Annotated in this window: 9 protein-coding genes; 2 read left to right on the plus strand and 7 right to left on the minus strand. The window is 71.8% G+C overall.

Annotated features, from left to right (window positions below; genetic code table 11):
* Positions 1 to 150: 150 nt before the first annotated feature.
* The 3 genes from ccrA to ACZ4EF_RS07205 form a co-directional block, all read right to left on the minus strand.
* Positions 151 to 1,491: a crotonyl-CoA carboxylase/reductase gene (gene ccrA, locus ACZ4EF_RS07195; protein ID WP_355332739.1), complete on the minus strand. Its 1,341-nt coding sequence runs from the start codon at positions 1,489 to 1,491 to the stop codon at positions 151 to 153.
* A 28-nt stretch (positions 1,492 to 1,519) separates the two neighbouring features.
* Positions 1,520 to 4,333 (minus strand): helix-turn-helix transcriptional regulator, encoded by a 2,814-nt coding sequence (locus tag ACZ4EF_RS07200; protein ID WP_401721336.1) that lies wholly within the window; start codon positions 4,331 to 4,333, stop codon positions 1,520 to 1,522.
* 267 nt (positions 4,334 to 4,600) lie between these two features.
* Positions 4,601 to 5,410: a thioesterase II family protein gene (locus tag ACZ4EF_RS07205; RefSeq protein ID WP_467503211.1), complete on the minus strand. Its 810-nt coding sequence runs from the start codon at positions 5,408 to 5,410 to the stop codon at positions 4,601 to 4,603.
* Positions 5,411 to 5,665: 255 nt separating this feature from the next.
* Between ACZ4EF_RS07205 and ACZ4EF_RS07210 the strand changes: the two genes are divergently transcribed.
* Both ACZ4EF_RS07210 and ACZ4EF_RS07215 read left to right on the plus strand, forming a co-directional pair.
* Positions 5,666 to 7,297 (plus strand): FAD-dependent monooxygenase, encoded by a 1,632-nt coding sequence (locus tag ACZ4EF_RS07210; RefSeq protein ID WP_401306940.1) that lies wholly within the window; start codon positions 5,666 to 5,668, stop codon positions 7,295 to 7,297.
* Between the two features lie 167 nt (positions 7,298 to 7,464).
* Positions 7,465 to 7,686 carry a DUF8129 domain-containing protein gene (locus ACZ4EF_RS07215; RefSeq protein WP_355332750.1) on the plus strand — a complete coding sequence of 74 codons (222 nt, stop codon included), beginning with the start codon at positions 7,465 to 7,467 and terminating at the stop codon, positions 7,684 to 7,686.
* Between the two features lie 24 nt (positions 7,687 to 7,710).
* On the opposite strand, the gene ACZ4EF_RS07220 is transcribed toward ACZ4EF_RS07215, so the two are convergent.
* The 4 genes from ACZ4EF_RS07220 to ACZ4EF_RS07235 all read right to left on the minus strand — a co-directional run bounded on the left by ACZ4EF_RS07220 (position 7,711) and on the right by ACZ4EF_RS07235 (position 15,943).
* Complete coding sequence (locus tag ACZ4EF_RS07220; RefSeq protein WP_467503213.1) at positions 7,711 to 9,993, minus strand: FAD-dependent oxidoreductase; 2,283 nt, start codon at positions 9,991 to 9,993, stop codon at positions 7,711 to 7,713.
* A 138-nt stretch (positions 9,994 to 10,131) separates the two neighbouring features.
* Positions 10,132 to 11,823 carry a right-handed parallel beta-helix repeat-containing protein gene (locus ACZ4EF_RS07225; protein WP_467503215.1) on the minus strand — a complete coding sequence of 564 codons (1,692 nt, stop codon included), beginning with the start codon at positions 11,821 to 11,823 and terminating at the stop codon, positions 10,132 to 10,134.
* Between the two features lie 317 nt (positions 11,824 to 12,140).
* Positions 12,141 to 14,345 (minus strand): glycoside hydrolase family 3 N-terminal domain-containing protein, encoded by a 2,205-nt coding sequence (locus ACZ4EF_RS07230; RefSeq protein ID WP_467503217.1) that lies wholly within the window; start codon positions 14,343 to 14,345, stop codon positions 12,141 to 12,143.
* Entirely contained in the window at positions 14,342 to 15,943 is a 1,602-nt protein-coding gene (locus ACZ4EF_RS07235) for an FAD-dependent oxidoreductase (protein WP_467503219.1), read from the minus strand. The genes ACZ4EF_RS07230 and ACZ4EF_RS07235 overlap by 4 nt, the downstream gene beginning before the upstream one ends.
* Positions 15,944 to 15,950 lie beyond the last annotated feature (7 nt).

Consider the following 15,950-nt stretch of genomic DNA (forward strand, 5'->3'; position numbering starts at 1 on the left):
GCCCCTGTTTACTTGCACGTATTGGTGCCAGATCACCCCCCCCCCCCCCCCCCCCCACCCCCCGCACCCCCCCCCCCCCCCCCCCCCCCCCCCCCCCCCCCCCCCCCCCCCCCCCCCCCCCCCCCCCCCCCCCCCCCCCCGCCGCCGTTGTCAGCCCACCGGGGTACGAAACCGGTTGATCTCCGGCAGGTGCCGCTCACGCGTCTCGGGGTCGGTCACGCCGAGCCCCTCCTGGGGCGCCAGGCACAGCACGCCCACCTTCCCGCTGTGCTCGTTGCGGTGGACGGCGCGGGTCGCCTCCCCGGTGGCCTCCAGCGGGTAGACCGTGGACAGCGTCGGGTGCACCATCGCCTTGGTGATGAGGCGGTTGGCCTCCCACGCCTCGCGGTAGTTGGCGAAGTGCGAGCCGACGATCCGCTTCAGCGACATCCACAGGTACCGGTTGTCGTACTCGTGCCGGAATCCGGAGGTGGACGCGCACGTGACGACGGTGCCGCCGCGGCGGGTGACGAAGACACTGGCGCCGAAGGTCTCCCGGCCGGGGTGCTCCAGCACGATGTCCGGGTCCTCGCCGCCGGTCAACTCCCGTATCCGGCCGCCGAACCGCTTCCACTCGCGCGGGTCGGGCGTCTGCGGGTCCTTCCAGAACCGGTAGCCCTCCGCGGCCCGGTCGATGACCAGCTCCGCGCCCATGGCCCGCACCAGCTCGGCCTTGCGCGGGTCGGAGACCACGCACACCGGCACCGCCCCGCCGTTCAGGGCCAGTTGGGTGGCGTACGAGCCGAGGCCGCCGCCCGCGCCCCAGATCAGGACCACGTCGCCCTGCTTGAGCGAGGCGCCGTTGCGCGAGACGAGCTGGCGGTAGGCCGTGGAGTTGACCAGCCCGGACGACGCGGCCTCCTCCCACGTCAGGTGCGCGGGTTTGGGCATCAACTGGTTGGACTTGACGAGCGTCAGCTCCGCGAGGCCGCCGAAGTTCGTCTCGAAGCCCCAGATCCGCTGCTCGGGGTCGAGCATCGTGTCGTCGTGCCCGTCGGCGGACTCCAGCTCCACGCTCAGGCAGTGCGCGACCACCCGGTCACCCGGCTTCCAGTTGCGCACACCGGGCCCCGTGCGCAGGACCACCCCGGCGACGTCGGAGCCGAGGACGTGGTACGGCTGCGCGTGGCGCGCCGCCTCGGGGCTGCTGCGCGCGTACCGGTCGAGGAAGGTGAACGTGGGCAGCGGTTCGAAGATCGCGCTCCAGACCGTGTTGTAGTTGATCGCGCTGGCCATCACGGCGATCAGTACCTCACCGGGGCCGGGTTCCGGGGTGGCGACGTCGATGGTGTGCAGGGACTTGGCGGGGTCCTTCTCGCGGGTTTCCAGCCCCTCGAACATGTCGGTCTCCTCGCGGAGCACGGCCGCGCCGCGGTAGCTCTCCGGCACCGGGAGCGCGAGGAAGTCCTCGGCTCCGGCACCCGCGCGCACGGCGTCGATGATCTGCTGCATGAGCGGTCCTCCCGTTGTGACCCGGCGGTCAGGCGATCTCGTTGGTCGGCATGTGCACTTCCAGCGGGAGTTGGTGGCGCCTGGTGATGTTGAGCTTGCGGTAGACCCGGGTCAGGTGCTGCTCGACGGTGCTGATCGTCACGAACAGCTTCGCCGAGATCTCCCGGTTGGTGTATCCGCAAGCCGCCAGGGCCGCGACCCGCTTCTCGGAATCGCTGAGCTTCGCCTCGGCCTCCGCGCCCAGCGCGTCGGCGGCGACCGGTTCGGCGAGCGCGGCGGCGGCCGGGGCGAGATCCTGGGCCCGTTCCCGCTCGCCCTCCCGCAGCCGCTGCCCGGACTCCGCGCACAGCGGTTCCGCGCCGCACTCGCGGGCCAGGTGCAGGGCCCGGCGGGTGACGGCGATCGACCGTGTGGTCTCTCCCAGTTCGCGGTACGTCTCGCCCAGCACGCCCACGGTGCGGGCCAGTTCAAGCCGGTCGCCCGACCGGTGCAGGTCCTCGACCGCCCGGGCCAGCAGCGACGGCCGGAGCTTGAGGTCGACGCTCTGCGCGCGCAGCCGCAGCGTGACGCCGCGCACCCGCGGGTGCACCGCGTCCGGCATCCGCAGCTGGTCCACGATCAACCGCTCGGCGCGGTCGGGCTGTTCGAGACGGCACAGCGCCTGCGCGGCGTCGGTGCGCCAGGGCAGCAGCACCGGTCGGTCGACGCCCCAGCGGACGGCGAAGCGGCCCGCGGTCTTGAAGTCGGTGAGCGCGGCCTCGGGTTGGCCGGTGGCCAGGTAGAAGTGGCCGCGTGCCCGCAGGTATCCGAGACCGTAGACGCTCTTGAGCAGGGCGTCGGGAATCGGCTGGTTGAGCCGCCGGGCCGCGGCCGTGTAGTCGCCCGCGGCCGTGTGCGTGAGGATCAGTACGGCCAGCGGACCGCCGACGAAGAAGCTCCCGTTGTGGGCGGAGACGCTGTTCAGCGACTCCTGCGCGTACTGCGCGGCGGCCTCCAGCCGTCCTCCGCGCAGCGCGATGTCGGCCCGCAGGCCGGCGAACACCGCCCGCCAGCCCGGCGCCCGCCGCCGGTCGGCCTCCTCCTGGAATCTGCGGCAGGCGTCGTCGGCGGCTTCCAGTCGGTCGCCGAAGTACAGCGACACCACGGCGTTGACGATCGGCGTCAGCGTCACGTCCATCAGCGGGGACACCCGCAGAAAGCGTTCGGCCGAGGTCTCCACGCCGGTGTCGGGCGACAGGACCGGGCAGCGCAGCGACCCGTCGGGGGACGGATGCGCCACCGCGTCCGCGGATATCGGGTGGTCCTGCAACCCGGGGTCGCCGCCCTCGCCGCACCACTGCCCGGCCAGGGGCGTCAGTTGACCGAGCGCCGCCTGCGCCGCGCCCCACTGGCCGGATGACGCCCTCGCCTTGAGGCCGCCGAGGATGGCGCGGGCCTCCTCGAAGCGGCCGTGGCTGATCAGCAGGTCGGCGAGACCGGCGGCGGTGTGGGCGGGCAGCCGGGTGGTGGCCGCGGAGGCGACCAGTTCCGGCAGGTGCCTGGCCTCGGCCGCGGCGGGGTTGATCCGCCACAGCACGGCGGCCAGCCGCAGCCTGATGTCCGTACGCACCCGCTCGTCGTCGCACCCCGCGCAGGCCAGCTCCAGGTAGTCGATGGCGAGCGGGGCGTCGTCCTCGTGCAGCGCGGCCTCCGCGGCCTCCCGCAGTACGGCCGCTCCCCAGGAGCCGGGCACCTCGCCCCCCGCGAGCAGGTGCGCGGCCACCGCCGAGGGGCGGGCGCCCTGGTCCCTGAGCAGACCGGCGACCTCGCGGTGCAACCGGCCGCTCTCGGCCGCGTCCAGGCTGTCGCGGACCACGGCCCGCGCCACCGGGTCGCGGAAGCGCGGGCCGTCCACGATGCCCGCGGACTCCAGTGCCTGCAACGCCTCGTCGACGCTCCAGGAGGTGGCCTCGGAGACGCGCCCGACGGACTCGGTGTCGGCCGCCTCGCCGAGCACCGCGACGGCGGCGGCCACCTCCCAGGTGTCCTCGCCTCCGCGGCGCAGGCAGGTCAGCAGCGCCTGTCCGAACAGTTCCCCGGCGAGCGGCGGGGCGATGCCCGGCGGCCAGTGGGCCACCGCGCGGTGGCAGTCCTCGAGACACGCGCGCAGCAGCAGCGGATTGCCGCCGGTCAGCCGGTACAGCTCCGCGGCGTTGACCGCTCCGGCGGGCAGGTCGGTATACGCGGCCAGGATCTGGGCCACGCCGTCCTGGTCCAGGGGCAGCAGCCGCAGCCGGTGCACCTCTGGCTGACGCAGCAGCTCGACGGCGAACTGCGGGTCCCGCGGTCCGCCGTGCAGCGGCTGGGTGAGCACCATCAGGACACGTCCGCGCCGGGTCAGCCGGGCGAGCTGGAGCAGACACCGCAGCGACTCGGCGTCGACGTGCTGGAGGTCGTCGACGGCGATGACCACCGGTGCCTGCTCGGCCATGTCCTTCACGGCCGCGGCGAGTTGGCGGGCGAACCGGCCGGTTCCCTGGTCGGTGGCCCCGTCGGGCGGTACCGGTGGCGCGGTCGACGGCGGCACGCCGTCCATCAGTTGGGAGACGGCGCCCAGGGGGGTGCCGGCCTCGGCGGGCGACCCCGCCGCGCACAGCAGGGTGACCCCGGACCTGGTCGCCTCGTCGATGACCCATTCCAGGGTCTGGCTCTTGCCGCAGGCGATCGCGCCCTCGACCAGAACCGTTCTCCCGCTGCCGGACATGACATCCCGCAAGGAATTGCTCAAAAACTCTAACTGCGCTTCACGCTGAATAAATTCCACGACAGTGAACAGCCCCCGTTCAAACCGTTCAATTCGCATTACCCAAAAGACACCGGGAACGCAACAAAGCGCCTGCGGGTATGAACCCCCTGGCACAGATGATCCTCATCTATCCCAAACAGCCAACTCCCACCGTATCCGAAAGCCGATTCGACTCTATCGCGGCTTTCCGAAGATCGGGCAACCCCGGCGCGTTAAGGAAGCGGAAGAAGTCGGCCATCTCCGACTCGGCCGCATCCGGGCCGGCCACGGCCGGCCCGGTCACCGCCAACCCGGTCACCGCCAACCCGGTCACCGCCGGATCGGTCACACCGGCACGCCGAGCCGGTCGCGTAACCCGGCGATCACCGCCGGCCCCTCGGCCACCAGGTAGAAGTGGCCGCCGGGGAAGACCTCGATGTCGAACGGGCCCGCGGTGTGCCCCGCCCACGCCTCCGCTTCCGCGATCTCCACCTGCGGGTCGCGGTCGCCGACGAACGCGGTGACCGGGCATTCCAGCGGCGGCGCCGGGCGCGGCGCGTAGGTCTCGATGGCCCGGTAGTCACCGCGGACCGCGGGCATGATCATGCGCACGATCTCGTCGTCGGCGAGCAGATCGGCGTGGGTACCGGCAAGTCGGCGCAGTTCGGCGACGATGCCGGCGTCGTCCCTCCGGTGGACCGGATCGGGCAGCGGACGGTGGGCGGAGGGCGCGCGGCGTCCGGAGACGAAGAGCCGGGTCGGCTCCACCCCATGGTTCCGTTTCAGCCGCAGGGCCACTTCGTAGGCGACGACCGCGCCCATACTGTGGCCGAAGAACGCGGTCCTCCGGTCGACCATGGGGGCCAGCGCCTCGGCGGCCAGGTCGGCCAGGTCGTGCAGGTCCTGGACCGGTTGCTCGGTCCTGCGTTCCTGCCGTCCCGGATACTGCACCCCGATGACTTCGACATCCGGTTGCAGCGCGCTGGAAACGGGGAGGTAAAAACTTGCCGAGCCTCCGGCGTGCGGAAAACAGACGAGTCTGCGGGGTTCACTTCCGGGCGGAGCTGGGTGATAGCGGCTGAACCATGCCTCGCGGTTCACACACATCTCCAATTCGTACAAATCCGCCCAACGTGCCCAAGGAGTGCCATGCATGCGGTTTCGAAACTAGTTCGGCTCCGCACTCGCCAGTAACCCCTAATCCGGCGAGCGCCACCCCTATGAACGGAAAATGGCGAGGCAGGGGTGGCCGAAACCGGCAATCCGCGAGGACCGCTCGACCGGCTGCCCGACCGGCGGCGGTGGCGCGTCGGGCCCCGGCCGAATTTGCCGCGCGGGCGGAGGGCGGGACGGGGTAGGCGAGGGCCAGGCCGTGTCGGCAGGACACGCATGAGGTCTCGCGGAGGATCGATGGAAGCGAACACCGTTGACGGCGGCGCGAGTTGCCAGGTTCTGGTGGTCGGTGCGGGGCCCACCGGGCTGTTGGTCGCCGAGGAGCTGGTCCGGCGCGGTGTGGGGGTCCGGCTGATCGAGCGGTCCACCGAGGAGAACACGCAGAGCAGGGCGTTGGTGGTGGGAGCCCGCACCCTGGAGGTGCTCGACGACCTCGGGATCGCCGAGGAGGCGGTCGACCGCGGCCGGATCCTGCGCCGTATCGACGTCCATCCCGGCCCGGACGACGTCATCCCGCTCGAACTGGACGGCATCCGCTCGCCGTTCCCCTTCGCGCTCTCCCTCCCGCAGCCGGAGGTGGCGGATTTACTGGAGACGGCCGCGCGGCGGCAGGGCGCGGTCGCCGAGCGCGGCACCGAACTGACCACGTGCCGTCAGGACGCGGACGGCGTCACCGCGACCCTGCGGATGCCCGACGGCGCGGAGCGCACGGTTCGCGCCGACTGGCTGATCGCCTGCGACGGGGCGCACAGCACCGTACGGCGGACGGCCGGGATCGCCGGCGACCACCGTGATCTGCACCGCGCCTTCCTGCTCGCCGATGTCGCGGCCGACTGGGACCTTCCCCAGGACCGGCTGCATCCCTGGCTGGGCGGCCACGGCATCCTCGTCCTGCTTCCGCTCCCCAAGCCCGGCCACTGGCGTGTCATCGCCGATGTCCCGTCCGGCTCCGACGCGCCGGAACCGGACGAGGACATGCTCAACCGGCTGCTCGCCGAGCGCACCCCGCTCTGCGGCGCCGACGGCGGCAGCGCGATCTCCCGTGTGGACTGGCTGAGCGGTTTCGAGGTGCGCGAGTCGCTGGCCGAGCACTACCGGCAGGGGCGGATCCTGCTGGCGGGGGACGCGGCGCACACCCACAGCCCGGTCGGCGGACAGGGCATGAACGTCGGCCTCCAGGACGCGCACAATCTGGCCTGGAAGCTCGCGCTGGTCGTGCAGGGGCGGGCGGGCGCGGGGCTGCTGGACTCCTATGAGCAGGAGCGCCGTCCGGTGGCGGACCGGGTGCTGCACGCCACGACCCGCGCCACGAAGGTGGCCACGACGCACGCCCCGGTCGCCCGTACGCTGCGAGCGCAGGCACTGCGGCTGATCAGCAGGACCCCTCCCGTACGGCATCGGCTGGCCCTCGGCGTCACCGAGCTCTTCGTCGACTACGAGCACAGCCCGCAGGTCGACCGCGCCCGCAGGTCCGGCGCGGGCGGCCCCGGCCCCGGCGACCTCTCCCCCGACGCGTTCGTCCACGACGGCACGGGCTTCACCACGCTGCGGCACCGGCTGCGCGGCAGCGAACACGCCCTGCTGGTGTTCCTCGGGTACGAGGACGACGAGCGGCGGATCGCGGAGGTGACGCGGGCGGGCCGCGAGGCGCTCGGGGACTTCGGCACCGTCGTCGCGGTGAGCCGGACCCGCGGGAAGGGCGACCCCGACCGGTCGCTGCTCGGCGACCGGCACGGCGCCTGCCACCAGGCGTTCGCGGCCACCGGCCCCGGCCTGTGCCTGCTCCGGCCCGACCGCTTCATCTCCCACCGCTCCCAGGGCTGGGACATGTCCGGAGTACGGGACCGGCTGGCCGCCCTCGCACGCTGACCGGGAGCGACGGCGCCTCCGCCGTCCGGGGCCGCGCGGCCCCGGACGGCGGGCGGGCGAGGTCCCGCGCACGCCGAGGAGACACCCGTGTGACGATCCCCACTCGAACACCCGTTTCCCCGGTCCTCCTCCGGGCACGCGCATACGTGACCCAAGAGGTGACTTCGTTGGACATATTCGATGACGAGACCGGCTCGCCGCCCACCGGCGCACTGCCGATCGCGGACTACAAACATCTGCCCAAGCTCACGATCGAGGGGATCGTCCCCTCACTCCAGCGCGAAGAACTGGAAACGGTGCTGCGCTACGAGAACAGCCACCGCAACCGCACGCCGCTGATCCGCCTGCTGATGTCCCAACTCCGCGTCCTGCGGCACCGCGCGCGGTAGGACGTCGTCCTCCCCGCGGTGGCGTCACGACGGTGCCGCGTAGCAGCGGACGGCGAAGAGCGCGGCGGGGGCGGCGCCGTGCGTGGACACCACCTCGACGGACAGCTCGTCCGTTTCGAGGGGGGTGTCGAAGGTGAGGACGTTGTGGGTCTGGTGGTTGTCGGCGCGTTCTGCGACCACGCGGTCCCCGGCGCGGACGACGTAATCGCGTACGCAGAACGGCACCGCGCGCTCCTGGTGGTCCCACAGGACGGACTCCATGGCGTGGTCGGCGTCGGTGTCGAAGGTCAGGTGGAGCCGGCCGATGCGTCGGGGTTCCGGCCAGCGCAGGCGGACGGTGGGACGGCGGTCCTCGTACGCGGCGGCCCACGCGTTGGGCCGCGCCGTGGGCCGGTCGTGGCCGTTGCGGACGCCCTCCACGCTCCACGCCCTGAGCGGAGGGTCGATCGTCAGGGCGAAGTTGTGTCCGCCGGGGCGCCGTTCGGGGGTCCAGAACTCCACGCGCGGCTTGCCGACGGCATCGTCCGCCTCCTGGGTGCCTGTGTGCCGGACCGAGAGCAGGCCGGTGACGCGCCGGGTGGTGGTCCGCACCGACACGTCGTCGTTGCGGATCAGCGTCAGGAAGACGTACCGCGGCCGGTCGACCGCCGCTTCGACGTCGACCTCGATCCGCTGCCCGGCGCCGGCGTCGAGACTGAACTCCCGCGCGGCCAGCACCACATCGGGGGTGTAGTCCTCCGGCCGGTTGCCGGTACGGAGCTCCACCCGCAAGGTGGTGGGCGCGGCCACGTCGACGGTCAGCGTCATCCTCGGCAGCTTTCCCGCGTCCAGCGGCAGCAGTTGGGCGCGCGAGTGGTCGAGCGGCGCCGCGGGACCGTCGCCGGGGAGCGACCCCACGGTCAGCTCGCTCGACGCGGTGAGCGCGGCCTGCCCGGCGAGGTCGTCCGGATCGTCGAGCCGCAGGTCGGGGATGTGCTGCCCGGCACGCAGGAGTTCACGCTGAAGGGCGGGCATCCGGTCGGGTTTCGTCAGCTCCGCCGGGAGTACGCCGTCACGCGCGCACACGGCGGCGGCCATCCCGGCGGCCTGTCCGATCTGGGCGCAGGTGGCCATCACCCTGGTCGAGGCGAATGCGACGTGCGAGACGCTGATGATCCGGCCCGCCAGCAGCAGATTGCTCACGTCACGGCTGACCAGGCAGCGGTAGGGCACCTGGTAGACCCCGCGCGCGTGCAGGTGGTTGCTCCCGGCGTGCTCGCTGAACACGCCGTCGGCCGGGTGCAGGTCGAGGGACCATCCGCCGGAGGCGACGGCGTCGGCGTGGGGGCGCTGGTCGACGATGTCCTGCTGGCGGAGCATGTACAGGCCCTCGAACCGGCGGCTCTCCCGCTTGCCGGGAATCAGCCCGGCCCACTCCAGCGTCAGGTTCTTCGCCTCGGGGAAGTCACCGGAGTTCTTCAGGTGGTTCCAGACGCCGTAGACCACCTTCCAGAGCTCCCACTTGATTTCCTCCGTGTCGTGCACGGTGTCGAGACGGCCGCCGTACTCGATCCACCACAGCCGGCAGCCCTGGACCGTGGTGTCGAAGCTGCGCCAGCGGGGGATCTCGGTGATGTCGTCGAGCGCGTAGCCGGGCGGCACGAAGGTCACCGGCCGTCCGACGTCCTTGCTGTAGAAGTAGATCGACTGGCCGAGCAGGCCGCCGTACGACTCCTCGGGCGCGAAGAGTTCGCCGAATTCCTCGGTGGACTCCGCACCCATCCGGTAGGCGGCGCCGGCCAGGTAGCCGAGGACGCCGTCACCCGACGCGTCGCAGAACACCGGGGCCGTCAGCTCGTAGCGCGTGGAGTTCTGGGCGCAGAAGGCGCTCACCGAGGCGATCCGGTCGCCGTCCTTGGACACCGCCGTCGCCGCCGTGTTCAGCAGGAGGGTGATGCCCGGCTCGGCGACCGCCTTCTCCAGCAGCACGGTGTCGAACAGCACGGCGTTGCCCTCGGGGTTGCGGAACATGTTCTCCACGAGGATCTCGTCGAGCACGCCGCCCTCGCGCGACCAGCGGTTGTTGTTGAACATGTGCGCGGTGGCGCCCAGCACCCAGAGCCGTATCTCGCTGGAGGCGTTGCCGCCCAGCACGGGCCGGTCCTGGACCAGGACGACCCGCGCCCCGGCCCGCGCGGCGGTCACGGCCGCACACGTACCGGCCATTCCGCCGCCGACGATCACCAGGTCGGCGCTGAGCCACTCGGTGCGGAAGTCCCGGCTGTCGCGGGCGGGTTCGGTGGTGAGGAGAGTGCGCGGTGCGGTCATGCCGTTTCAGCGCTCCTTAGGAATCTGCTGGTTGAGGTGGCGTCAGTTCGGGCCGTGCGATGGTCACTTCGCCGCGCCGGGGCGGCCCGCCGCTCATCGCGTGCGACGGGCCGCCCCGGCAGGTGCGGGGGCAGGGTGCTAACCGGCGTCGGCGCCGATGTTGGGGGTGCCGGGGATCGCGCTCTGGTAGTAGTCCACGCCCCCGTTGCCGGAGACGGCGACTCCCGAACCCGCGGCCGGGGAACCGGAGGCGAGCGTGTACGCCTGCGGGCACGGCTGCGGTCCCGCGCCGGAGGACGGCGTCCAGGCGCAGGTGCCGCCGGTGCCGGGCGAGGTGAACAGCGGGTCGCCGAAGACCGGTCCGGTCTCCACTCCCGCGGCCTGCCACGCGGCGAAGGTGCTGTAGGTGGTGCCGCCCCAGCGCCAGGCCGGGGAGCTAGCCGCGTAGTACAGGTTGTGCGACAGGGTCATGCCGGTCTGGCCGTAGGCGTTGTAGTAGAACTGGCCGGGGTGACCGTACTGGTCCCTGTTGCCCATGTCGCAGATGTTGTCCGCGATCAGTGAGCCGCCGGCCCAGGTGCCCGCGCTGTAGCCGAAGTTGAAGCAGGCGCTGGCCGTGGACTTGGTGCTCTGGGCGACGTTGGTGAAGAAGGTGTTCCCGTAGACCGACAGTGCGTTCTTCGGCGCGTTGGGCACGACGGTCATCAGGCCGCCCTGGATCTTGGCCCAGTCGTCGTTCTCGGAGATGTTGTAGCGGTAGGTGTTGGGACCCCACACCTTGGAGTCGACGGTCGAGGTGTAGGCGAGCAGGCCGCTGCCGGCGTTGTGGTGGGTGTAGTTGTACTCGACCACCGAGTTCGTCGTGCCGCCGTCGAGGTCGATGCCGTCCCAGTCGCACCCGGCCGTGAACGCCGGGTACGGCTGCACGTTGTAGACCTCGTTGTACCTGATGGTGACGTTGTTCGAGGTGTACGTCTCGATGCCGCTCGCGCCGCCGCAGGAGGTCACGTTCGCGCCCACGTCGTGGATCACGTTGTGCTGGATCACCGCGCCGTCCCAGCCGTTGCCGGTGATGCCCGCACCCGTATCCTTCGCGGGCATGCCGAGGTTGTAGACCGTGTTGCCCTCGACCGTGACGTCGGTGATGTTCTCCCCGGAGCCCCAGCCGTAGATGCCGGGGCCGTCCGGTGAGGTCACGCTCGCGCCGTGCAGCTTGTTGTGACGGATCTGGACGTCGTTCAGGGGCCCGCTGTGCCCGTTGACCGCGTAGCCGAGGATCATGATCTCCCCGCCGAACGAGCTGCTGCTTCCGGCGGGTGTGGAGAATCCGGAGATGTCGGAGCCGGACACCGCCAGCCCCTGGGTGGCGGCCGTGCCGTTCTGGTTCTCCAGCAGGACGCCGGCCGCGGTCGTGGAGCCGTTGACCACTTTCAGTCCGGTCAACTGGAAGCCGCTGACGTTGTCGGCCGTCACGGCCGCCGAGTAGTCGCCGGTGCAGTTCGAGGAGAGGGTGGCCTGTCCGGTGCCGTAGGAGTTCACCACGAACGGCGTGGACGCGGACGACGACGGCACATTGACGGAGTTGAAGACCAGGCAGCCGGTGAAGGTCTGCCCGCCTTCGAAGGAGACGGAGCTTCCCTGGGGGAAGGTGGAGCCGTTGACCTTCGCGACGGTCTTCCACGCCTGGGCGGGTGACAGTCCGGTGTTGCTGTCGCTGCCGCTCGGCGAGACGTAGTACGTCGCCGTCGCGGCGTGTGCCACGACCGTTGTGGCGGGCAGGCAGCCGAGGACGACAGGTACGATCGCGAGTGTGAGCGCCTTTGCTCTCATGGTTCTCCCTCACTGCGTGCGTATGTCGACGCACAGGCACGCAGTCGATGAATCGTGGTGGGGGCATGCCTCGGCCAACCGCGTCCGGCGTGTACCGGCGCGGTGCCGGGCAGTCCGTGTGCGCTTCCGGGCCGCGACGTTCACGGCGTCGCGGATCCCGGATCCGGCTCCACGGGACCTCGTGCGCGCTCCTTTCCGTGGGTCGAGGTGATGTGCCCGCGCGGGCGGTACGCCTCTGCGCGGAGGCTCTGGTCAGGTATCCCGAAGGTCAGGCGGGCCGGAAGGCCGGGTATCGGGATGGTCGGGTATCGCTTTGGTCAGGTGATCCGGAAGGTCCGGCGCGCTTGGGTGCGCGAGCTGTTGCCGGTGTGGACGTGGATCTCGCCCGGCTCCACGGTGAAGATCCCGGCCGGGTCGTTCGTCCAGAAGCCGACGTCGTCGGCGCCGAGGGTGAAGCGGACCGTCCGCTCCTCCCCTGCGGCCAGCCGGACCCGGTCGAAGCCCCGCAGGCGGCGGACCGGCTGGGCGATGGCGGCCACGGGGTCCTGGACGTAGAGCTGGACGACCTCCTCCCCTTCGCGCTCGCCGGTGTTGCGGACGTGGACGGTGACCTCGACCGTCTCGCCCGCCAGGAGTTCGCGCACCGTGATCCGCTCGCGGCTGAGCGTCGGCTCGTCGAGGGCGAAGTCGGTGTAGCTCAGGCCGTGGCCGAAGGGGAATCGCGGGCCGTCCTGGACGTCGAGGTACTTCGAGACGTACTTCTCCTCCGGCACGGCCGGGTCGTACGGGCGGCCGGTGCGCTCGTGGTTGTAGTACAGCGGGACCTGGCCCACCGTCCGCGGAAAGGTCACGGGGAGCTTGCCGCCCGGGACGACGGCCCCGGTGAGCACGTCGGCGACGGCCGGGCCCGCCTCGATACCGGGGTGCCAGGCCATGACGACCGCCTGCACCTGGTCCGCCCAGTCCCCGATCGTCAACGGCCGCCCGCCCACGAGCACCACCACGCACGGCGTGCCCGTCGCGGCGACCGCCCTGATCAACTCCTCCTGGCGGCCGGGAAGTCCCAGGTCGCTGCGGACCGCCGCCTCTCCGCTGATCTCGGAGGGCTCACCCACCACCAGGACGACGGCGTCGGCGGCCGCGGCCGTCGCGACGGCCTCCGGAAGGCCGGAGACGTCGGAGCCGTCCGCGGGAACGCCGGGGGCGTGGGTGACAACCGCGTGCGGCAGGGCTTCGCGCAGGCTCCGCAGGACCGGGACGGCCTCGGGCGCTCCGGGCAGCGCCCACGTGCCCAGCAGATCGCCGCTGTCCGCGAACGGGCCGAGGACGGCGAGCGTCCCGATGGCGGTCGCGTCCAGCGGCAGCGCTCCGCCGTCGTTCTTCAGCAGCACCACGCAGCGGCCCGCCACCTCGCGGGCGGCGGCCCGTGCGGCGGCGCTCGGGGCGGTGATCTCGGCGGACTCCTCGACGTACGGCCGCTCGAACAGACCGAGCCGCAGCTTCAGCCGCAGGACGCGGGCCACGGCGTCGTCCAGCCGCTCCTGGCTCAACGCGCCGCGCTCCAGCAGGGCCGGGCCGTGGTCGACGAAGGTGGTGGACACCATCTCCAGGTCCACACCCGCCGACAGCGCCAGCCGCCCGGCGTCGGCCTCGTCGGCCGCGCTGCCGTGCGCGATCAGCTCCTGGACCCCCGTCCAGTCGCTGACCACGACCCCGTCGAACCCCCAGCCGTCCTTCAGAACGCCGGTCAGCGTACGGGGGTCGGCGTGCGCGGGAACGCCGCTGACGGTGTTGAAGGCGGCCATGACGGTGGCCGCTCCCGCCGCGACGGCGGCCTCGAACGGCGGCAGGTAGAGGTTGCGCAGCCGCTGCTCGGAGACGTCCACGGTGTTGTAGTCGCGCCCGCCCTCGGCGCCGCCGTACGCCGCGAAGTGCTTGGCGCAGGCGGCCACCCGGTCCGGCGCGGACAGGTCGTCCCCCTGGTACCCGTGCACCTTGGCCACCGCGTAGCGCGCGGCCAGATACGGGTCCTCGCCGGGGCTCTCGGCGATCCTGCCCCACCGGGGCTCGTGGGTGACGTCCACCATCGGCGAGAACGTCCAGTGGACGCCGTTGGACCGGGCCTCGGCCGCCGAGACCTCGCCGTCGGTCCGCGTCACGGCCGGGTCGAAGGCCGCCGCCTGGGCCAGCGGAATGGGGAACGTGGTGTGGAATCCGTGGATCACGTCCAGGCCGAAGACCAGCGGAATGCCGAGCCGGGACTCCTCCACCGCGATGCGCTGAACGGCGTTGCTGTTCGCGGCGCCGACCACGTTGAGCACCGAGCCGAGCAGGCCCTTGCGCGCCGCGGCCTCGACCGCGCCGGTACTGCCCCCGCCGGGACCGGTGTTCCAGGCCCAGGCGAGCTGCTGCAACTGTCCGAACTTCTCCTCGACGGTCATCCGGCCGAGCAGGTCGGCGATACGGGTCTCGTGGTCGTCGGCGCGCGCCGGGTTCGGCATCGTGGGCTCTCCCTGGTTCATCGGTCCTCCGTCCGGGTCCTGACCGCCTCGGGCCAGGCCAGCGAAATGCCGAGGGTACGGCTCAGCAGCCTTTGGTAGTCGGCCAGTTGCGCCTGGTCGGACCGGACCTTGCGCGGCGGCAGCGCCCGGTCCAGGCAGAATCCGGCCAGAGCGCCGACGGCCTCGCCGATGGCCCACTCCACGGGGTGCAGGCGGTAGCAGCCGTTGGTGATGTGGGTGGTGCCGATGTTCTTGTTGGCGGGCAGCAGATTGTCGACCCGGACCGGGATCAGCGCGCCCAGCGGGATCTGGAACGGGTAGGAGTCGATGTCGATGTAGGTCCGGCCGGTGGTGGAGGGGTGCAGGTCGATGCGGTAGCTGCCGAGGCCGACGCTGTCGTGGAAGACCTCGCTGCCCGCGCCCTCGGGCCGCGCCTGGACTCCGACGTGCTGTTCGAGGACGGTGAACTCCGCCTTGATACGGCGGGATTCGCGGATGTACGGCGTCTTGGCCAGGCCGTCCGCGGTGCCGGTGACATCGGGGCGCGGGCGCAGGCCGGGGTAGCCGGTGCCGCCGTCGGAGCGCGGGGCCTCGGTCTGGAGCCAGTGCAGGAAGGACAGCGACAGGTCGCGGCTGGCGGCGAGGGCCGCCTGCCGGGCCTCGGCGCTCACACCGAGCAGCGGGGCCTCCCAGTAGTCGATCTGGGGCCAGTTCACGACGGTGAGGTCCGAGGCGAAGGCTCCGGGCGCGAACTGCTCGCGGGCCAGGACGCGCCGGAACTGCCACAGGTCGAAGTGCTCCCCCGCGCTCTGGTCGGCGCCCATCAGCGTCCAGGTGCGCTCTTCGAGGGTGATCGGAACGACGTCGGTGAGTGAGAGCTGCGGTCCCGGCCAGAAGGGCGCGGTGGTGGTGAGCCAGTGGTCGTAGGTGTCCGGCCGGTCGATGACGTGGTCCTCGCCCGGCCGGTGTTCCAGGGCGAAGCACCAGGACACGGCCTGCTGGTCGAGGGGGTCGGCGGTGTCGGGCGCGTGGGGCTCGCCGGTCTCGTCGCGGCCCTCGGCGCCGATGACGTGTTCCACACCGGCCAGTTCCAGCAGGTCGCCGAGTTCGGTGGCGTCCGCGACGTAGGAGGCGTGGACGGTGATCCGGCGGTCGTCGTGCCGTCCGGCCAGCGTGACCGCCTCGACGCGGTCGCCCTCGGTGTGCGCGGCGACGGGCTCGTACCCGGTCAGCACGGTGATCGCGCCGGAGGCCCGCCAGGGGGCCAGCATCTCCTCGATGACGGCCGCGCCCACCCGCGGTTCGTGACACATCCGGCTGACGATGCCGAGACCCGGATCGAGTCGGGGGTCCCGCGCCGCCCCAGGCGTGAGCGGGTAGTTGCGGCGGTAGTAGTCACGCACGCGTCTGCGCAGGTCGGCGTAGCCGGGTGGGCAGGCGGGGCCTTCGATCCAGGGGTGCTCGTCGGGTGGCACGGCCTGGGCGGTGAGCTGCCCGCCGAGCCAGTCGGTGGGCTCGGTGAGCACCACCGTACGGCCGAGCCGCGCCGCCGTGAGCGCGGCCGCGACGCCGCCCAGCCCACCGCCGACCACGAGGATCTCTGTTCGTATCTCTGCCATGTGCCCA

This window comes from Streptomyces sp. NPDC025721 (assembly GCF_055558595.1).